This window comes from Variovorax sp. VaC1 (assembly GCF_043658315.1).
Lineage (GTDB): Bacteria > Pseudomonadota > Gammaproteobacteria > Burkholderiales > Burkholderiaceae_C > Variovorax.
Window position 1 is genome coordinate 440,767 of the sequence record NZ_JBIGLT010000003.1, and the last position, 19,073, is coordinate 459,839.

Here is a 19,073-nt window from a genome sequence, read left to right on the forward strand (position 1 = left end):
GGCCCCATGGCTGGGCAAGGCGGAGTTGCGTCGAGGATAGCACGCGTCCCGATGGGGATTTTCCCGCGTCTTCACTCGGGCGACACCCTGCCTCAGGGCTTGGGTTGCGCCGCAAAGACCGCGCGCACGCGTGCCAGGTCTCCGGGGGTATCGATGCCGGGTCCGGGCGCGACGTCGCTCACATGCACGGCGATGCGATGCCCGTGCCACAGCGCACGCAGCTGTTCGAGTGCTTCTGTCGCCTCGACGGGCGACGGCGGCAAGGACGGAAATTTGCGCACGAAGCCCGCGCGATAGCCGTAAATCCCGATGTGGCGCAGGGGCGCCGGCGAAGGCAGCACGGTTGGTGCCGCACCCTGGCTGGAGCCGTCGCGCCACCATGGGATCGGTGCACGACTGAAGTAGAGGGCGTGGCCCTGCGCATCGAGAACGGCCTTCACCACGTTCGGGTTCATGAAGTCGTCGACCGAATCGATCTCGTGGGCCGCGGTGCTCATGGCGGCCTGCGGATGCGCCGCCAGTTCCGACGCCACGGCGTCGATCAGCGCAGGGTCGATCAGCGGTTCGTCGCCTTGCACGTTGACGACGATGTCGTCGCCGTCAAGGCCCAGTTGTTCGCAGGCTTCGGCCAGCCGGTCGGTGCCGCTGGGGTGGTCCTGGCGCGTCAGGATGGCTTCGACGCCATGTGCCTTGCACGCTGAGATGATGGATGGGTCGTCTCCGGCGACGACCACGCGCACCGCACCCGATTCGCTGGCGCGCTGGGCAACGCGCACCACCATGGGCACGCCGGCGATGTCGGCAAGGGGTTTGTTGGGCAGCCGTGTCGACGCCAGGCGCGCCGGCACGAGAACGGTGAAGCTCACAGCCCCAGCTCGTCGTCGGACAGCGTGCGGGCTTCGTTCTCGAGCAGCACCGGGATGCCGTCGCGCACTGGATAGGCCAGGCGCGCGCTGCGCGAGCAGAGCTCCTGCTTCTCCGGGTTCCAGGTCAGCGGGCCCTTGGTGACGGGGCAGACGAGCAGTTCAAGCAGCTTGGTATCCATCGAGCGATGATAGCTTTGCGTCGAGCGCGGTGAAGAATTCGGAAGAGGGTGCGAAGTGCAGCGGAACGGCCAATGCGTCGGGTGCCTGCCGCCACAGCTTGACCGCATCTTTTTCCGTGCAGACGAGGGTGTACGCGGTGCCGGAGGGGCGCTGCCAGCCATCGAAATTGTCGTGGTCGGGCAGGGCGATGGTCTCCGCGAGCGTGAGGCCGCGCGCTCGCAGCATCTCGAAGAACGCCTCGGGCTGCGCAATGGCTGCTAGCGCGATCACTGGCTTGCTCGCCAGGGCCTCCAGGGGAATGCGCTTTCCATCACGGGTCACGGCCTCGGCCGCAAGGCTGCGGCTGGCGGTGTAGCCGTCGGCGAAGGCGGGGCGTTCGCCACTGTGCAGGATCAGGTCGCAGCGGCGCGGCCAGGCTTCGCGCAACGGGCCGGCGGGCAGTCGCCAGCCATTGCCGATGCCGCGATCGTCGAACACGCAGATCTCGATGTCGCGCCCCAGGGCGAGATGCTGAAGGCCGTCGTCGCTGACGATGACCTGCGTCGCCGGATACTGGGCCAGCAGCGCGCGTGCAGCTTCGACGCGTCGCCGGGCAACGAACACGGGTGCATTGGTTGCATGGCGGATCAGCGCGGGTTCGTCGCCGACATCGCGCGGATCGCTGTCATCGCGTACCTCGCGGCAGTCGTCGGTCTGGCGCCCGTAGCCGCGCGACACCACACCCACGCGTACACCCCGAGCCTGAAGGTGCCGCACGACCGCCATCACGACCGGTGTCTTGCCCGCGCCGCCCGCGATCACGTTGCCCACGACGATCACGGGCACCAAGACCCGTTCGGTCCGAAGCAATCCCAGGCGATAGAGCCACCCCCGCAGCGCAAAGAGTGCGGCATAGAGCAGCGACAACGGCCACAACAGGCAGGCAAGCAGACCGCGATGCAGCCAGGCGTCTTGCAGCCGCGAGGCCGAAGGGCCGGTGTTGCTGTTGCGGTCTTCCGAAGGCACTCAGTGCCCGGCTTGCGCCGTCGACTGGGCAGCGAAGGTGATCTGCATCAGGCCGGCACGCCGGGCCGCTTCCATCACCGTGACGACGGCCTGGTGCGGGCTGCTTGCGTCGGCGCTGATGATGACCACGCTGTCCTTGCCGCCGGTGGCTGCGGCGGCGAGCGCAGCGGCCACGGTTTCCACGTTGCGGTCGGCCACCGCGGCTTTGTTGACCGAGTAGCGGCCATCGGCCGAGACCGTCACGATGACTTCCTTCGGATAGTCGCGCTGCGCGTCGACGTCCGCGGTCGGCAGCCGCAGCTGCATCTCGGTGAACTTGCTGTAGGTGGTCGACAGCATCAGGAAGATCAGGATGACCAGCAGCACGTCGATGAACGGGATCAGGTTGATCTCCGGCTCGTCGCGCGCACCGTGGCGAAACTGCATGCGGGCGCGGGTCATTTGCGCAGTGCGTTCAGATGGCGCGCGAAGCGTTCACCCGACAGTTCGAGGTTCAGCAGGTATTCGTCGACGCGGCTGCGAAAGTAGCGCCAGAAGATCAGCGTGGGAATCGCCACGATCAGTCCGAAGGCCGTGTTGTAGAGCGCGATCGAGATGCCGTGCGCCAGTTGCGCCGGGTTGCCCGAGCCGACGGCACCGCTGCCGGGCGATTGCGAACCGAAGATTTCGATCATGCCGATCACGGTGCCCAGCAGGCCGAGCAGCGGCGCGGCGGATGCAATGGTGGCCAGTGCTGGCAGATAGCGCTCGAGCCTGTGCGCGACCGTGCGGCCCGAGGCTTCCATGGCGGCGCGCAGGTCGTCTTCGGTGCAGCGGGGGTTGGCGTTGAGCGCCCGCAGGCCGGCGGCCAGCACCTGGCCCAGCATCGAGTTGCTTTCCAGCTTTGTCACGACATCGGGGCCGGGAATGGCGCCTCGCGACACAGTGATGGTTTCGTCCAGCAGCTTCGGTGGCAGTACCCTCACGGTCTTGAGACTTGTGAAACGTTCTATAACCAGTGCGAGCGCGATGACTGAACAGGCGAGCAATGGCCAGATGGGCCAACCCGCGGCAACAATGATGGAAAACAAGAAAATCCTCCGGCCCATAGACTGCAAATGCGCGGCGATTATCCACTGAGCCCACCATCGCCACGCGGCTTGTTTTGGTGTCGGCAAGGACGCACAGATTCTGTGGATAACTTTGTGATTAACCTGCTGCACAACGCGTCCGAACCCGCATGGGACGGGCTTTTTGCTAGATCGACTGAATTTTGAGCAGCACTTTTTTCAATGAAATCAATGGCTTGCACGAGAAACCGTGCACCTGTCCCGCTCCAGGGGCCGGAAACGGGCAAATTGCCGCCCGTTGTGGAAGAGTGGCATTGCGCCGAGCGTGCATTTCGTGAACTTGCGTGATGCGAATTCCGCGCCCGGGCCGCGCATCTGGGCCGTCGGCGCGTTGTGCCGCGCGGTTGCCGATGCGCTCGACGCGCGCTTCAATCCGGTCGCCGTGCGCGGCGAGATCTCCGGTTTCTCGCGGGCGTCAAGTGGACATTGTTACTTCTCGCTCAAGGACGAGTCCGGCCAATTGCGATGCGCGATGTTCCGTCGTGCCGCCGGGCTGCTCGACTTTTCGCCGCGCGATGGCGATCAGGTCGAGGTGCGCGGACGCCTTGCCGTCTACGAGCCGCGCGGCGATCTGCAGCTCGTGGTCGAGAGCTTGCGGCGTGCGGGGCAGGGCGCCCTGTTCGAGCAGTTCGTGCAACGCAAGGCGCGGCTGGAGGCCGAGGGGCTGTTCGATCCGGCGCGCAAGCGGGCGTTGCCGACCATGCCACGTGCCGTGGGCGTCGTCACCTCGTTGGGCGCAGCGGCGCTGCATGACGTGGTCACGGCGCTGCGGCGGCGCGTGCCGCACATTCCGGTGGTGCTGGCCCCGGCGGCTGTGCAGGGCGCCAATGCGCCGGCCGAACTGGTGCGCGCTTTGCAATCCCTCTATGCGCTCGAGCCCGCGGTCGATGTGATCCTGCTGGTGCGCGGTGGCGGTTCCATCGAAGACCTCTGGGCCTTCAATGACGAGGCGCTGGCGCGCACCATCGTGCAGAGCCCGGTGCCGCTGATCAGCGGCGTGGGGCACGAAACCGATTTCACCATCGCCGACTTCTGCGCCGACCTGCGTGCACCGACGCCGACCGCTGCGGCGGAGCTTGTCAGCGCACCGCGCGATGTGTGGCTCGGCGCGCTCGACCTGCTCGACGAACGGCTGGGCGATGCCCTGGGTGGTCGTCTCGATGCGTTGGGGCAGCGCCTCGATCAGGCAGCGGGGCGCCTCGGCCGGCCCTCGAACCTCGTCGCGCGGCAACAGCTTCGGCTGGCACACCACGCGCAGCGGCTTCAGTACGCCGTGCTGTCGAGGCGGGAGCGACTGGCACAAACACCGCGTTCGATCGCGGCAGACTTTCCTTTGAAGTTCGAGCGAGCGCTGGTGCAACGACGCGAACGGCTGGAGCGCGTGGCCCTGCGTCTGCGCCTGCTCGACCCATCCCTGGTCTTGCAGCGGGGGTACGCGTGGCTGACCGATACAGAGGGTCACGCGATCGTCAGCGCAGGGCAACTGTCGGCGGGTGATGCCGTCGTCGCACGGCTTGCGGATGGCGAAGTCGACCTGACTGTCACGCCCGGCGAAGCAACGGGAACGCGTCCGACGCGCCCTCAATAATTACTTCCTAGAATCCCTCCTTCCCCACAACCAACCCACGAGAAAAAACCATGGAACATGTGCTCCCACCCCTGCCGTACGCCCTCGACGCGCTGGCGCCCGAGTATTCGAAGGAAACCCTCGAATACCACTACGGCAAGCACCACAACGCCTATGTCGTGAACCTGAACAACCTGCAGAAGGGCACCGAGTTCGAAGCCCTGACGCTGGAAGAGATCATCAAGAAGTCCAGCGGCGGCATCTACAACAACGCCGCCCAAATCTGGAACCACACCTTCTTCTGGAACTGCATGAAGCCTCAAGGCGGCGGCGCCCCCACCGGCGCACTGGCCAAGGCCATCGATGCCAAGTGGGGCACCTTTGACGCCTTCAAGGAAGCCTTCGTGAAGTCGGCCGTGGGCAACTTCGGTTCGGGCTGGACCTGGCTGGTGAAGAAGCCCGACGGCTCGGTGGACATCGTGAACACCGGCGCCGCCGGCACGCCGCTGACCACTGCCGACACCGCACTGCTGACCGTCGACGTCTGGGAACACGCCTACTACATCGACTACCGCAACCTGCGCCCGAAGTTCGTCGAGACCTTCCTGGCCAAGCTGGTCAACTGGGACTTCGTCGCCAAGAACTTCGGCTGAAGCCGCGCTTCTCCATAGAAAAAGCTGACCCTCGGGTCGGCTTTTTTGTGGGCTTCAGCCAGCAGGACTTCAGCGTTTGGTGGCTGAGAACAACTCACCGCCGAGCTTGGCGCCCTTCTTGATGTTCTTCTTGGCGAACCAGCCCTGGTTCATTTCGAGCACGTAGCGCACGGGCTCGAGCGAGCAATGCGAGTTCTCGGTCATGGGCTGCATGTCGACGAGGTTGACGATGCGGCCATCGTCGGCCACGAATGCGGCAGTCAACGGCAGGATCGTGTTGCGCATCCAGAAGCATTGCGTTGCTGGTTGCTCGAACACGAAGATCATGCCTTCGGCCTGCGGCATCTCCTTGCGAAACATCAGGCCGATTTCTCGTTGCTGGGGTGTTTGCGCAATCTGCACGTCGATCTTGTACAGGCCGGCCGACAACTGCGTGCGTGCCAGATCGGTTTGGGGTTGCTGTTGGGCATGCGCCGGCATCACGAAGGACGCGGACAGCAGGAGCAGGGCGGCGAGACGCTGAAACATCGGATAACTCTTTCAGGGCGGGGTCAGGGCCCGGCCCGTAACCAATAAAAATGCCCGCTGAAGCGGGCATTGCCGGTGAGCTGGAAAGCTTACACCTTCTTGGCAGCGGCCGTGTGGGCCTTGGCGACGTGGCGAACCTTGTGCTTCTTGGCTGCGTGCTTCTTCGAAGCATGCTTGGCAACCTTGGGAGCGGCAGCAGGAGCAGCCGTGGTCGGTTCTGCTTGTTGAGCGAAGGCACCGGCAGCGAAGAGACCGGCGATCAGGGCTGCGAGCAGCTTGTTCATGAAAAATCCTTTGATGTCGTTGATTTGGATGGCCCTCCCCAGCGGAAGGTAGACATTCAACGGAGGTCGCTTCTGGCGGTTGACAACAAAGCAGCGACTGCCGACGAAAAAAAAGAGCGCTCCGTGGAGCGCTCTTTTTTGAGGGGAGAGGCCGACTTACTTGGCGGTCGGCATGTCGGGCGTGCCGCCTTGGGTCGACTTGCGCTTCACGCTGCCGTCCTTGTTGCGACGACGTTGGTCGCGGGTGCTGGCGCGCTTTTCGCCAGAAGCCGCAGCCTTGTCGGCACCGATGGCGCCGCCTTCGGGGGTCTTGGCTTCGTCGCCAGCAGGACCAGCAACCTTGCCAGCGGGCTTGGCAGCCTTCTTGGCTTCAGCGCGTTCTTGCGACTTGCTGTTCGTGGCGTTCCCTTGCTCGGGCGACGTGCCAGCCGGGTTTTGGGCGTAAGCGCCAGCGGCGAACAGGCCAGCGATCATGACTGCGAGAATTTTGCTCATTGATGATTCCTCTATCGAGAATTGGTTGGAAACGCCTCCCGGCGAGCAGAAGGTCAGCCACTAACGAGGCCATTGGCCCTATGGTTGACAAACGCCAGCTGATGGGTTGCGTCTAAAATGTACAGCGATTTGTTCATGGGCTGTACAGCGATTCCCCCTCGTGTCTGAATTCGCTGACAGTCGCCAAGATTACGCCACCCCCGGAGCCATTTCCCCCATGTCCAGCTACCAGCACATCAAAGTTCCGGCCGAGGGCCAGAAGATCACTGTCAACGCAGACAACTCGCTCAATGTGCCGGACCAGCCGATCATTTCGTTCATCGAAGGCGATGGAACCGGCCTGGACATCACCCCCGTGATGCTGAAGGTGGTGGACGCAGCCGTGGCCAAGGCCTACGGCGGCAAGAAAAAGATTCACTGGATGGAGGTTTTCGCCGGCGAGAAGTCGACGAAGGTCTACGGTCCCGACGTCTGGCTCCCCGAAGAAACGCTGCACGCCGTACGCGACTACGTGATCTCCATCAAGGGCCCGCTGACCACGCCCGTTGGCGGCGGCATCCGCTCGCTGAACGTTGCGCTGCGCCAGGAGCTCGACCTGTACGTCTGTCTGCGTCCTATCCAGTACTTCGAAGGCGTGCCCAGCCCGGTGCGCGAGCCGCACAAGACCAACATGGTCATCTTCCGCGAGAACTCGGAAGACATCTATGCCGGTATCGAGTTCGAAGCCGAAAGCGACAAGGCCAAGAAGCTCATCAAGTTCCTGCAAGACGAACTGGGTGTCAAGAAGATCCGCTTTCCCAATACCTCGGGCATCGGCGTCAAGCCCGTGTCGATCGAAGGCACCGAGCGCCTCGTGCGCAAGGCGCTGCAATACGCCATCGATAACGACAAGCCCAGCGTGACCATCGTGCACAAGGGCAACATCATGAAGTTCACTGAAGGCGGCTTCCGTGACTGGGCCTACAACCTCGCTGCCAAGGAGTTCGGTGCCGAGCTGATCGACGGCGGCCCGTGGATGAAGTTCAAGAGCCCGAAGACGGGCAAGGAAATCACTGTCAAGGACAGCATCGCCGATGCGTTCCTGCAGCAGATCCTGTTGCGTCCCGCCGAGTACAGCGTCATCGCCACGCTGAACCTCAATGGCGACTACGTGTCCGACGCGCTGGCCGCGCAGGTCGGCGGCATTGGTATCGCACCGGGCGCGAACCTGAGCGACACCGTTGCCATGTTCGAGGCCACCCACGGCACTGCGCCCAAGTACGCCGGCAAGGACTACGTCAACCCCGGCTCCGAAATCCTCTCGGCCGAGATGATGCTGCGCCACATGGGCTGGACCGAAGCGGCCGACCTGATCATCAGCGCGATGGAGAAGTCGATTGCCAGCAAGAAGGTCACCTATGACTTCGCGCGCCTCATGGAAGGCGCAACGCAGGTGAGCTGCTCTGGCTTCGGTCAGGTCATGATCGATCACATGTAATTGCTGTCGCCGACGCCTTCTGGCGTTGAGCATCAAAGCCCTTGAAGTTCCGAGAGGAATTCAAGGGCTTTTTTCTTGGCTGCCATCGCTTTCTTATTGAGTTGAGTTACTACTTTAGTGAAAGCCAAAACAGGCTGCATTGGGCAAATTGCACGCTTCAATCGCCTGCTTTTTAGGGGTAACTATTGGTAGAAACTGTGCTTGTCGCATGCCCGTGCACGGCCCCCAGAATCGCGCATTCATAAAGCACGAGGAGTGTTGGAGTGGGCAAGAAAATCGCAGAGAGTGGCGCGATGTGGGTGGGCGTCGCATGCAATGCCATTGAACAAATGGCATTGCGTGCCGAGCTCTGGATCGCCCCATGACGATTTCCCGACGGGCGTTGTTCGGCAAGCTTGATCTCACTCTGTTTCGCGGCATCGAATCCGCGACAGCCTTTGCCAGATTGCGTGGCAATCCATACGTCGAACTGACGCACTGGATTCATCAGCTCTGGCAACTCAGCGACAGCGATCTGCATCGCGTCTGCCGCCATTACCAGATCGATTCGCAGGTCATCGAAAAAGACCTGACTGCCGCTCTGTCCGGATTGCCCTCGGGGGCCACGTCGCTGGTCGATTTTTCGCATCACATCGAGTCGGCGATCGAGCGCGCTTGGGTGTTGTCCAGCCTTGAATTCAACGGCCGTTGCGTGCGCGGTGCCTGGTTGCTTGCTACCTTGGTGCAAACACCCGACCTGCGACGCGTATTGCTCGGCATCTCGCCTGCATTCCAGCGGATTCCCGCAGATCAACTGACGGATGCCATCGCCGCGATCATTGCCGGATCTCCCGAAGACCAGGAAGGGCCGCACGACGGTTCCGGTCTGCCGTCCGCCTTGCCAGGAGAAGCCAGTGGTGCCATCGCCGATCAGTCCGATGGCAAGTCAGCGCTGGCCAGGTACTGCACCGATCTGACGGAACGCGCGCGCAGCGGGCAGATCGATCCAGTGATCGGGCGCGAACACGAAATTCGCACGATGGTCGACATCCTGCTGCGCAGGCGGCAGAACAACCCCTTGCTCACCGGTGAGGCTGGTGTGGGCAAGACCGCCGTGGTCGAAGGGCTCGCCCTGGCAATTGCCAATGGCGAAGTGCCACCAAGTCTCAAAGAGGCGCGTTTGCTGAGTCTCGACGTGGGGGCGTTGCTGGCCGGAGCCAGCATGCGGGGCGAGTTCGAGTCGCGCCTGAAGTCACTTCTCGAAGAAGCGGGCAAGTCGATCCAGCCAGTCATTGTCTTCATCGACGAAGTGCACACCCTGGTCGGCGCGGGTGGACAGGCTGGCACGGGCGACGCCGCAAATTTGCTCAAACCGGCTCTTGCCCGAGGCACCTTGCGAACCGTGGGAGCAACCACGTGGAGCGAATACAAGCGCCATATCGAGAAAGATCCCGCACTGACCCGGCGCTTCCAGACACTGCAAGTCATGGAGCCCGAAGAGGCTTCCGCCATTGAGATGGTGCGCGGTCTGGTGGCAACATTTGCCAAGCATCACGGCGTGACCGTTCTGGACGAAGCCGTGCAGGCCGCTGTCACGCTGTCGCATCGATACATTCCTGCGCGCCAGTTGCCAGACAAGGCCATCAGCCTGCTCGATACAGCCTGCGCGCGCGTCGCGATGTCGCTGCATACGCCACCTCCCGTGGTTGAGCAACTGTGCCGGCAAATCGTGGCACTCGACGTGGAGCTCGAGTTGCTGAATAAGGAGCGATGGGTTGCTCAGGGCCACGATGTCAGAGCGAAACGCATCGAGACCGCAACTGACTAACAACAGCCAGGCACCTGACTGTGCGCGAGGTCGAGCGTGCATGGACGGTGCCTCGTCCGGCCGACGCGTACAGCCCCGAATCGGTGGCGCAGCAACTGGCCGAGCTGCACCGCGAGGCGGAGGGCGACGTGACCGCTGCGGTGCGCCTGCTGGCGGAGGCGTCGCAGTCCGCGCAATGGATCGGCGGCTGGGCTGCGGATCATCTCGGGCACGATGCGCCTCCACTGCAAGCGCTCCTGCGATTGTTGAAACCGTTCGATCCGGTCGCGCCGATCATCGTGGCCGGGGCCGATGTGGCGGGCGAAGCGGCCAGAGGCTTGCTTCCTGTGAGGTTGGCCGGCACCGCCACGCGTGACGACATTCAAAGAAGCATTCGCGCTGCGCGAGAGTGGTTCGAAGACCACGAGCCGAGCAGCCCGGTAGCCGTGCTGCTAAGACAGGCTGAACGCATGGTCGGCAAGCGCTTCGCAGAGGTCGCCGATGCGATTCCCCTGGACCTGTTGCGCAAATGGGATGCCGAGGGAGAGCTGTCGCGATGACGGAAGCCCACCTCGGCTTTCTGGTTGTCTGCCTTGTGGTTGGTGTCCTGGGGGCGGTGCTGGGTGCCTGGGCCTATTCGCGCAGCCGTCAAGCGGAACTCGAGGCACAGAGCCATGCCTTCGAGCTTGCCCGGGAGAAGGCGAATCGGGATTGGCAACAGGCCTTGCTGTGCGTGCCGCAATGGATCCAGCAGAACATCCGGCTCGAGCTTGAAATCGTGGTGCGGCAACAAGCCGAGCGCTGGAAGGAGCAGCTTCGCGAGCAGCAACGCTGGCAGTCCGAGCAGGACGAGTTGAGGCAGGCGGAGTGGCGCGCACTGCTGTCTGGCTCGCCGCAGCGGCCAGGTAGGGCGCCCGCGCCCGTTGTCACCACTGCACCAAAGCGGTCCACTCTGGTCTCCGAGCGTGCGTTCGTTCCAAGGCCAATACCGGCGCCACTGCCGGCTCACTCGCCAGAGCCGTCGGAGACCCCACGGCCTCAGCCCGTGCCGGTATACATGACGCAGGTCCCGGAGCGCGAACTCAGCGACGAAGAAATCGACGCCTTGCCACCCGATTTACCGGCGCCGAACCGGCTCTCGGGTCGAAAATTGCCGGCACCCAAAGGGCCGGTCCTGCGCAACATCTGAAAAGACCGGCAGCCTGCCGGTTTTTTTATGCCAACTGGGCTGGCGCACACGGCGCAAGCCCCTTGATTTGTCGAATACGCGCCACCAAGTCTGCTGGCGTCGGCACGGTGCTTGCACGCTCTATAGAATCTTTTTCATGGCAACGAGAATTCCCAAGACCCCCAGCACCCCTCCGGCGCAGAAACCGGGCGGGGATGACGGAGATTCGGTCGTCCTGGAGCGCCGGCCGCAGAAAACTGCGCCGCCCCAGATGTACCAGGTGGTGATGCTGAACGACGACTACACGCCGATGGAGTTCGTGATCGTCGTGCTGCAGGAATATTTCAGCAAAGACCGCGAAACCGCGACCCAGATCATGCTCAAGATTCACCTCGATGGCCGAGGCGTCTGTGGGGTTTATTCCCGCGACATGGCGGCCACCAAGGTCAACCAGGTGATGGAAGCTGCGCAGCAGGCCGGGCATCCGCTGCAATGTGTCAGCGAGCCTGTTGCATGAACCAGTTGAATTGCGCAAGCTCCAACCCATCTGAGAACTTATTTACAGCAAGGCAAAAGGAAATCACATGATTGCCCAGGAACTGGAAGTCAGCTTGCACATGGCCTTTGTCGAGGCCCGGCAGCAGCGCCACGAGTTCATCACCGTGGAGCATCTGTTGCTCGCTTTGCTGGACAACCCGAGCGCCGCGGAAGTTCTGCGCGCCTGCTCGGCGAACGTCGATGACCTGCGGGCGTCGCTCACCAACTTCATCAAGGACAACACGCCGCAGGTGGCGGGTTCCGACGATGTCGACACCCAGCCCACGCTGGGTTTCCAGCGCGTGATCCAGCGCGCCATCATGCATGTGCAGTCCACCGGCAACGGCAAGAAGGAAGTCACCGGCGCCAATGTGCTGGTCGCGATCTTCGGCGAGAAGGACTCGCACGCGGTGTACTACCTCCACCAGCAAGGCGTGACCCGTCTCGACGTGGTGAACTTCATCGCCCACGGCATCAAGAAGAGCGATCCGCCGGAAGCCGTCAAGGGCAGCGGTGAAGCCCCTTCGGGCGAAGGCGAAGAGGGCGGTGGCGAGCGCAACGAAAAGACGTCGCCGCTCGAGCAGTTCACGCAGAACCTCAACCAGCTTGCCAAGGACGGCAAGATCGATCCGCTGATCGGCCGCGAATACGAGGTCGAGCGCGTCATCCAGATCCTGTGCCGCCGGCGCAAGAACAACCCGCTGCTCGTGGGCGAAGCCGGCGTCGGCAAGACCGCGATTGCCGAGGGCCTGGCCTGGCGCATCACGCAGAACGACGTGCCCGAGATCCTCGCCGAGGCGCAGGTGTACTCGCTCGACATGGGCGCATTGCTGGCCGGCACCAAGTACCGCGGCGATTTCGAGCAGCGTCTGAAGGGTGTGCTCAAGTCGCTCAAGGACAAGCCGAACGCAATTTTGTTCATCGACGAAATCCACACGCTGATCGGCGCGGGCGCTGCCTCGGGCGGCACGCTCGATGCGTCGAACCTGCTCAAGCCGGCGCTCTCGAGCGGCCAGCTCAAGTGCATCGGCGCGACCACCTTCACCGAGTACCGCGGCATCTTCGAAAAAGACGCGGCCCTGTCGCGTCGCTTCCAGAAGGTCGACGTGGTCGAGCCGACGGTGCAGGAAACCGTCGACATCCTGAAGGGCCTGAAGTCGCGCTTCGAGGAACACCATGGCGTGAAGTACGCCGTGGCGGCCCTGCAGGCCGCCGCCGAGCTGAGCGCTAAGTACATCAATGACCGCCATCTGCCCGACAAGGCGATCGACGTCATCGATGAAGCCGGTGCCGCCCAGCGCATCCTGCCGCCGAGCAAGCGCAAGAAGACCATCAGCAAGGCCGAGGTCGAGGACATCGTCGCGAAGATCGCGCGCATTCCCCCGGCCAACGTCAGCAACGACGACCGCGGCAAGCTGCAGACCATCGAGCGTGACCTCAAGAGCGTGGTGTTCGGCCAGGACAAGGCACTCGAAGTGCTGGCCTCCGCGGTCAAGATGGCGCGTTCGGGCCTGGGCAAGGGCGACAAGCCGATCGGCTCGTTCCTGTTCTCCGGCCCCACGGGCGTCGGCAAGACCGAAGCCGCGAAGCAGCTCGCCTACATCATGGGCATCGAGCTGATCCGCTTCGACATGTCGGAGTACATGGAGCGTCACGCGGTGAGCCGCCTGATCGGCGCGCCTCCGGGCTACGTCGGTTTCGACCAGGGCGGTCTGCTGACCGAGGCCGTCACGAAGAAGCCGCACTCGGTGCTGCTGCTCGACGAAATCGAGAAGGCGCACCCGGACATCTTCAACGTGTTGCTGCAGGTGATGGACCATGGCACGCTGACCGACAACAACGGGCGCAAGGCCGACTTCCGCAACGTCATCATCATCATGACGACGAATGCGGGTGCCGAGACCATGAACAAGGCGACCATCGGCTTCACCAACCCGCGCCAGGCGGGCGACGAAATGGGCGACATCAAGCGTCTGTTCTCGCCTGAATTCCGCAACCGGCTGGATGCCATCGTCAACTTCAAGGCGCTCGATGAAAACATCATCCTGCGCGTGGTCGACAAGTTCCTGCTGCAGCTCGAAACGCAACTGGCCGAGAAGAAGGTCGAAGTCACCTTCAGCGACAAGCTGCGCAAGCACCTGGCCAAGAAGGGCTTCGATCCGCTGATGGGCGCGCGTCCGATGCAGCGCCTGATCCAGGACACGATCCGTCGTGCACTGGCCGACGAGTTGCTGTTCGGTCGCCTGACCGACGGTGGCCGCCTCGAAGTCGACCTCGACGACAAGGACGAAGTGCTGCTGGACATCCAGCCTCTTCCCAAGAAGGAAGGCAAGTCCAAGCCCGAGGCTGAAGAAGCAGCCGCAGGTTGAGAAACCGGGCATTCCGTGGCCGATGAGGCCGTGGAACCGCCTCCAAAGGCCGGTAGCATCGCGCTGCCGGCCTTTTTCTTTGGGCCGGTCGAAACCACACAGCGTTCTTCGCCTTGATCCTCCCCGAATTCAGTCACGAATGGAAAACCGGCCTCTCCCTGGCGTGGAGCGGCTACATCGCCGTGCTGTCGGTCTGGATCGTGATGCAAAAGCGCGCGCCGGTGTCCACCATGAGCTGGATCCTGTCGCTGGCGCTGCTGCCGTTCGCGGGCTTCGTCATCTATTACTTTCTCGGGCCGCAGCGCTTGCGCAAGCAGCGGCTCAAGCGGCTGCGCAACCGCGCCAGCGCCTACGCCCAGGCCGACCTTGCGCGGCTGCGCGATGTGGCGCAAAGCGCGCCACCGGCCCTGCAGCAGATGGCGCGGCTGGGCACTGCGACCTGCGGGCTGCCGGTGTCGAGTGCGGTCGATGTCGAGCTGCTGTCGGGCGGAGCGCGCACCTTCGACGCGATCTTCGAGGCCGTGCGCGCGGCACGCGACCACATCCACCTCGAGTACTACATCTTCGAGCCCGACAAGATCGGCACCGCACTGCGCGACCTGCTGATCGAGCGTGCGAAAGAGGGCGTGACCGTGCGCCTGCTGATCGACGCACTCGGCTCCAAGCGCATCGGCCGCGAGTTCATGGCGCCCATGCACGCCGCCGGCGTGAAGGTCGCGCTCTTTCACGACACCAAGATCGGCCGCCGCCTTAGGCCCGTGACCAACTACCGCACCCACCGCAAGATCGTGGTGTGCGACGGCCGCGTGGGCTTCACCGGCGGCGTGAACATCACCGACGAGGAAGACAAGCGCACCAACCCCGAGGCCTACCACGACGTGCACCTGCGCATCGAAGGCAGCGCGGTGCGCTGGCTGCAGACCACCTTCCTCGAAGACTGGACCTACGCCACCGGCGAAGACTCGCGCGGCATGGACGACACCATGGACGCCATGCTGCCGCAGCTGGAGGCCGGCGACATCCCCGTGCAGATCGTCACCAGCGGCCCCGACAACACGCTCGAAGCCATCCATCGCATGCACGTCGAGGCGATCCATTCGGCCACGACCCGCGCCTGGCTCACCACGCCGTACTTCGTGCCCGGCGAGCCCGCCCTGATGGCATTGACCAGTGCCGCGCTGCGCGGCGTCGACGTGCGCCTGCTGGTGCCGCGCCGCAGCGACTCGGCCGTGGTGAGCGCCGCCGCGCGCTCGTACTTCGACGAGCTGATCGCTGCCGGCGTGAAGGTCTGGGAGTACAAGGCACGCATGCTGCATTCCAAGACCTTGGTGGTCGACGACCATTGCGCGATGATCGGCACCGCGAATTTCGACAACCGCAGCTTCCGGCTCAACTTCGAGGTCTGCGCCGTGGTCTATGGTCCGGCCTTGGCCCGGCCGCTGGCGGCGCAGTTCGAGACCGACCTGCACAGTTCCGGCGCCGTGCGTGCCCATCGGCCCCAAAGTTTCTGGCGCCGCCTCGGCGATTCCGTTGCGCGCCTGTTTTCACCCTTGCTCTGAATGAACCACACCTTTCTCTGGCACGACTACGAAACCTTCGGCGCCGTGCCGCGCCGCGACCGGCCCTCGCAGTTCGCTGCCATCCGCACCGACGCCGAGTTGAACGAAGTCGGCGAGCCGCTCATGGTCTATTGCAAGCCCGCGCCAGACTACCTGCCCAGCCCCGAGGCCTGCCTCATCACCGGCATCACGCCGCAGGTGTGCCTGGAGCGCGGCATTCCCGAGCACGCGTTCGCCGCGCAGATCGAGCAGGCCTTTTCGCAGCCCGGCACCATCGGCGTGGGCTACAACACCATCCGCTTCGACGACGAGGTCACGCGCTTCATGTTCTGGCGCAACCTGATCGACCCGTATGCGCGCGAGTGGCAGAACGACTGCGGCCGCTGGGACCTGCTCGACGTGGTGCGCCTCACGTATGCACTGCGCCCCGACGGCATCGAGTGGCCGAAGAAGGAAGACGGCAAGCCCAGCTTCAAGCTCGAAGACCTGGCGCGCGCCAACGGCCTGCTGCACGAGTCGGCGCACGATGCGCTGTCGGACGTGCGCGCCACCATCGCGTTGGCCCGGCTCATCCGCGACAAGCAGCCCAAGCTGTTCGACTTCGCCTTCGGCCTGCACCGCAAGGACCGCGTGGCCAGCGAACTCGGCCTGCCCGCGACGCGCGAAACCGCCAAGCCCTTCCTGCACGTCTCGGGCATGTTCCCGGCCGAGCGCGGCTGCCTGGCCGTGATGTGGCCGCTCGCGAGCCATCCGACGAACAAGAACGAGTTGCTCGCCTGGGATTTGTCTTACGACCCGAGCGAGCTGCGCGACATCGACGCCGACACGCTGCGCCTTCGCATGTTCACCCGCACCGCCGACCTGCCTGAAGGCATGGTGCGGTTGCCCGTGAAGGGCATTCACCTCAACAAGTCGCCGATGGTGGTGGGCAACCTGCGCACGCTGGCACCGGCCATGGCCGAGCGCTGGGGCGTCGATCTGGACACGGCCATGCGCCATGCCGCCATCGCACGCGACCTGCCCGACATGAGCGCCATCTGGTCGAAGGTGTATGCCCGGCCGAAAGAGGCCACGCCCGATGTCGATGAAGACCTCTACGGCGGCTTCGTCGGCAACGCCGACCGGCGCCGCCTGAACCAGCTGCGCGCGTTGTCGCCGGAAGAACTCACCAAGGACCGCACCGGCTTCGACGACGGCCGGCTCGACGAGATCCTGTTCCGCTACCGCGCGCGCAACTGGCCCGAGCTGCTGAGCGAGGACGAAACCGAGCGCTGGGAAGCCCTGCGCGTTGCAAAGCTCTTCAAGGGCGAGGGCGGGGCGCGCACCATCGAGATGCTGTTCAGCGAGGTCGACGCGCTTTCCGAGAACGCCGACGAGCGCGGGGAAGAGATCCTCGGCGCGCTTTACGAATACGCCGAGGCCATCGCGCCCGAGGCCTGACAGGCGCACCCCATGAGCCTGACGATCAACGCCGAACTCTCGAAGGGCCTCGAAAGCTACGGGCTCTTCATTTCGGAAGGCTCGCTGCTGCCGACGCCGTTCCGCTTCGAGACGCCGCTGCGCGTCTGGCACGCCGTGCAGATGCACGGCCGGTGCGCCGTGGGCGCGTATTCGAGCATCTCGCCCGGCGCGCTGCTCGTCGACGTGCACATGGGGCGCTATTGCTCCATCGGCGATGGCGTGCAGACCCTGTCGGACCATCCCGCCGACTGGTTCACGACACACATGCTGGCCTATGCGCCGAATTTCCCGGAACCCTACCGGCACCAGTCCGTCGGCCAGTTTCCGTCGCATTCGCCGGTGACGATCGGCAATGACGTGTGGATTGGCTCGCGGGTGAGCCTCAAGAGTGGTATCACCATCGGCGACGGTGCAGTGATCGGCGCGGGTGCGGTGGTGACGCGCGACGTGGCGCCTTTCACCGTCGTGGGCGGCGTGCCGGCCCGGGTGATCCGCCAGCGCTTTCCCGACGCGCTCGTCGAATGCATCCGCGCTTGCCCCTGGTGGGACTGGGACCTGCGCACGCTGGCGCTCGACTGGCAGCATCCGGAGGTGGCGCAGTCGACGCTGGAGGCGGCAGTTGCCGCGGGCAGCCTGTCGCGCTGGAATCCCGGCTGGCGCCTGCTCGATCGCGGTGAGCCGCCCGCCGAGGGGCAACCCGCGCCGCTGATCTTTCTGCCCGGTTGACGACGACGCACGGAGGTTTTTTCGCATGAAGACAACAGGCATCCCGTCTCTTGCCCGTACCGCGTTGGCGGCTGCCTTGGTGGCCGTGGCGCTGGCCGGATGCGGTGCCTTGCCGCCATCGGCATCCGGCGGTGCGAAGGCCTGCGCCAGCGGCTTCGAACCCTTCGAGCGCGACACGCTGTTTTTCGGCCGAGCCATTCCCTCGGGTGGCCAGGTGTCGGATGCCGAGTGGACGGCGTTCCTCGATGCCACCGTGACGCCAGCCTTTCCGCAGGGCCTGACGGTGATCGATGCCGCCGGCCAGTGGCGCGGCGTGTCGGGCGAGGTGGTACGCGAGCGCTCCAAGCTGGTCGTGCTGCTGCATTCGCGCAGCGAGAAGGACGATGCCGCCATCGCGACCATCGTCGGGACCTACCGTCAGCGCTTCGCGCAGGAGGCCGTGCTGCAGGAAAGACAGGCCGTCTGTGTCCGCTTCTGAGGCTTCGCCGCAAGACCGCGACGTCGTCCGCCAGTTGAACGCGGCCGACGCGCAGGCCTATCGCGGCGTGATGCTTGATGCCTACGCCACGCACCCCAGCGCCTTCACCTCCACGGTGGAAGAACGCGCCGCCTTGCCGCTGGGCTGGTGGATGCAGCGCCTGGGAGCCGACGACGGCGGCGAGAGCATCGTCTACGGTGCCTTCGACGACAGCGGCGCGCTGGTCGGCGCGGCGGGCCTGAGTTTCGAGACGCGGCAGCGAACGAGCCACAAGGCCACGCTGTTCGGCATGTCGGTGGCGGCCTCGGCGCGCCGTGCCGGTTTTGGCAGGCGACTGGTGCTGGCCTTGCTCGACCACGCACGCGCGCGCGGTCACCTGAGGCTCGTGCAACTCACCGTCACCGAAGGCAATGAAGCGGCGCAGAAACTCTATGAGGACTGCGGCTTTCGCGTCTTCGGCACCGAGCCTCTGGCCATCGCAGTCGGCGATGCCTTGCTGGCGAAGGTCCACATGTGGTGCGACCTCGACGCACCCGGATCTTGATCCGGAGAGTTCAGGCCGGTTGCGTATCGACGGCCGGCAACCCGCTCAGGCCTTCCGACCACGCCAGTGCCGAGCGGCACCATATCCGTCGGCGTGGAGGCAGCAGCGCGCGCTGCGCCAGGGGGCCGATGCGCAGCGAATGGCTGGTCGGGGCATCGCTGTCCGCGCTGGCGTGGATCGGTGTGCCGCAGTTCCAGGCGCCTTGGACTTTCATGCGAACTCCTGGTGAGGTGGTGCAGGCATCGTAGGAAGGGCTGCCTCGGGGCGCAACAGCTGTCGTT

General features: G+C 64.4%; 21 protein-coding genes and 1 pseudogene. 13 read left to right on the forward strand and 9 right to left on the reverse strand.

All coding sequences use genetic code 11. The features are described 5' to 3' along the window. Positions 1-92: 92 nt before the first annotated feature. The 5 genes from kdsB to ACGLHS_RS14205 are packed head-to-tail and all read right to left on the reverse strand — an operon-like array spanning position 93 to position 3,121. The gene (gene kdsB, locus ACGLHS_RS14185; RefSeq protein WP_394480552.1) at positions 93-866 is read right to left on the reverse strand and encodes a 3-deoxy-manno-octulosonate cytidylyltransferase; all 774 of its coding nucleotides are present in this window, start codon (positions 864-866) and stop codon (positions 93-95) included. After that, positions 863-1,045, reverse strand: a complete 183-nt coding sequence (locus tag ACGLHS_RS14190; RefSeq protein WP_057596378.1) for a Trm112 family protein — start codon at positions 1,043-1,045, stop codon at positions 863-865. Before ACGLHS_RS14190 ends, kdsB begins: the two co-directional genes overlap by 4 nt. Next, positions 1,026-2,051 (reverse strand): tetraacyldisaccharide 4'-kinase, encoded by a 1,026-nt coding sequence (lpxK, locus tag ACGLHS_RS14195; protein ID WP_394480555.1) that lies wholly within the window; start codon positions 2,049-2,051, stop codon positions 1,026-1,028. Before lpxK ends, ACGLHS_RS14190 begins: the two co-directional genes overlap by 20 nt. Beyond that, entirely contained in the window at positions 2,052-2,477 is a 426-nt protein-coding gene (locus ACGLHS_RS14200) for an ExbD/TolR family protein (RefSeq protein ID WP_371126682.1), read from the reverse strand. It abuts the gene before it with no gap. 11 nt (positions 2,478-2,488) lie between these two features. Continuing rightward, positions 2,489-3,121, reverse strand: a complete 633-nt coding sequence (locus ACGLHS_RS14205) for a MotA/TolQ/ExbB proton channel family protein (protein ID WP_093241076.1) — start codon at positions 3,119-3,121, stop codon at positions 2,489-2,491. A gap of 313 nt (positions 3,122-3,434) precedes the next feature. Between ACGLHS_RS14205 and xseA the strand changes: the two genes are divergently transcribed. Further along, complete coding sequence (xseA, locus tag ACGLHS_RS14210) at positions 3,435-4,748, forward strand: exodeoxyribonuclease VII large subunit (RefSeq protein WP_394481461.1); 1,314 nt, start codon at positions 3,435-3,437, stop codon at positions 4,746-4,748. A gap of 50 nt (positions 4,749-4,798) precedes the next feature. After that, positions 4,799-5,380 (forward strand): superoxide dismutase, encoded by a 582-nt coding sequence (locus ACGLHS_RS14215; RefSeq protein ID WP_394480557.1) that lies wholly within the window; start codon positions 4,799-4,801, stop codon positions 5,378-5,380. Positions 5,381-5,449: 69 nt separating this feature from the next. Here the strand turns inward: ACGLHS_RS14215 and ACGLHS_RS14220 are convergent, their stop codons facing one another. The 3 genes from ACGLHS_RS14220 to ACGLHS_RS14230 form a co-directional block, all read right to left on the reverse strand. Next, positions 5,450-5,908 (reverse strand): DUF192 domain-containing protein, encoded by a 459-nt coding sequence (locus tag ACGLHS_RS14220; RefSeq protein WP_394480559.1) that lies wholly within the window; start codon positions 5,906-5,908, stop codon positions 5,450-5,452. A gap of 89 nt (positions 5,909-5,997) precedes the next feature. Continuing rightward, positions 5,998-6,192, reverse strand: coding sequence for a hypothetical protein (locus ACGLHS_RS14225; protein ID WP_093241743.1), 195 nt, complete (start codon positions 6,190-6,192; stop codon positions 5,998-6,000). Between the two features lie 156 nt (positions 6,193-6,348). Further along, complete coding sequence (locus tag ACGLHS_RS14230) at positions 6,349-6,687, reverse strand: cell envelope biogenesis protein TolA (protein WP_093241067.1); 339 nt, start codon at positions 6,685-6,687, stop codon at positions 6,349-6,351. Between the two features lie 217 nt (positions 6,688-6,904). Here ACGLHS_RS14230 and icd point away from each other — a divergent pair, with 217 nt between their 5' ends. The 11 genes and pseudogenes from icd to ACGLHS_RS14285 all read left to right on the forward strand — a co-directional run bounded on the left by icd (position 6,905) and on the right by ACGLHS_RS14285 (position 18,792). After that, a complete protein-coding gene (gene icd / locus ACGLHS_RS14235) occupies positions 6,905-8,164 on the forward strand; it encodes an NADP-dependent isocitrate dehydrogenase (protein WP_394480562.1) in 1,260 nt (419 codons plus the stop codon). Between the two features lie 361 nt (positions 8,165-8,525). Then, positions 8,526-9,935: pseudogene (locus ACGLHS_RS14240) on the forward strand (AAA family ATPase); the annotation flags it as partial. Between the two features lie 56 nt (positions 9,936-9,991). Further along, on the forward strand, positions 9,992-10,510 hold the full coding sequence (locus ACGLHS_RS14245) for a hypothetical protein (protein ID WP_394480564.1): 519 nt from the start codon (positions 9,992-9,994) through the stop codon (positions 10,508-10,510). After that, positions 10,507-11,139: a hypothetical protein gene (locus tag ACGLHS_RS14250; protein ID WP_394480566.1), complete on the forward strand. Its 633-nt coding sequence runs from the start codon at positions 10,507-10,509 to the stop codon at positions 11,137-11,139. The genes ACGLHS_RS14245 and ACGLHS_RS14250 overlap by 4 nt, the downstream gene beginning before the upstream one ends. A gap of 136 nt (positions 11,140-11,275) precedes the next feature. Further along, complete coding sequence (gene clpS, locus ACGLHS_RS14255) at positions 11,276-11,635, forward strand: ATP-dependent Clp protease adapter ClpS (RefSeq protein WP_093241028.1); 360 nt, start codon at positions 11,276-11,278, stop codon at positions 11,633-11,635. Between the two features lie 67 nt (positions 11,636-11,702). Next, positions 11,703-14,024, forward strand: a complete 2,322-nt coding sequence (gene clpA, locus ACGLHS_RS14260) for an ATP-dependent Clp protease ATP-binding subunit ClpA (RefSeq protein ID WP_093241025.1) — start codon at positions 11,703-11,705, stop codon at positions 14,022-14,024. A gap of 113 nt (positions 14,025-14,137) precedes the next feature. Beyond that, positions 14,138-15,583, forward strand: coding sequence for a cardiolipin synthase (gene cls / locus ACGLHS_RS14265; protein WP_394480569.1), 1,446 nt, complete (start codon positions 14,138-14,140; stop codon positions 15,581-15,583). Beyond that, a complete protein-coding gene (sbcB, locus tag ACGLHS_RS14270) occupies positions 15,584-17,023 on the forward strand; it encodes an exodeoxyribonuclease I (RefSeq protein WP_394480571.1) in 1,440 nt (479 codons plus the stop codon). Between the two features lie 12 nt (positions 17,024-17,035). Then, entirely contained in the window at positions 17,036-17,770 is a 735-nt protein-coding gene (locus tag ACGLHS_RS14275) for a CatB-related O-acetyltransferase (RefSeq protein WP_394480573.1), read from the forward strand. Between the two features lie 25 nt (positions 17,771-17,795). Then, positions 17,796-18,248: a DUF3574 domain-containing protein gene (locus ACGLHS_RS14280; protein ID WP_394480575.1), complete on the forward strand. Its 453-nt coding sequence runs from the start codon at positions 17,796-17,798 to the stop codon at positions 18,246-18,248. Beyond that, positions 18,235-18,792, forward strand: a complete 558-nt coding sequence (locus ACGLHS_RS14285) for a GNAT family N-acetyltransferase (protein ID WP_394480578.1) — start codon at positions 18,235-18,237, stop codon at positions 18,790-18,792. Before ACGLHS_RS14280 ends, ACGLHS_RS14285 begins: the two co-directional genes overlap by 14 nt. A 10-nt stretch (positions 18,793-18,802) precedes the next feature. Here ACGLHS_RS14285 and ACGLHS_RS14290 read toward each other — a convergent pair whose 3' ends face one another. Beyond that, complete coding sequence (locus ACGLHS_RS14290; RefSeq protein ID WP_394480580.1) at positions 18,803-19,006, reverse strand: hypothetical protein; 204 nt, start codon at positions 19,004-19,006, stop codon at positions 18,803-18,805. Between the last annotated feature and the right edge of the window lie 67 nt (positions 19,007-19,073).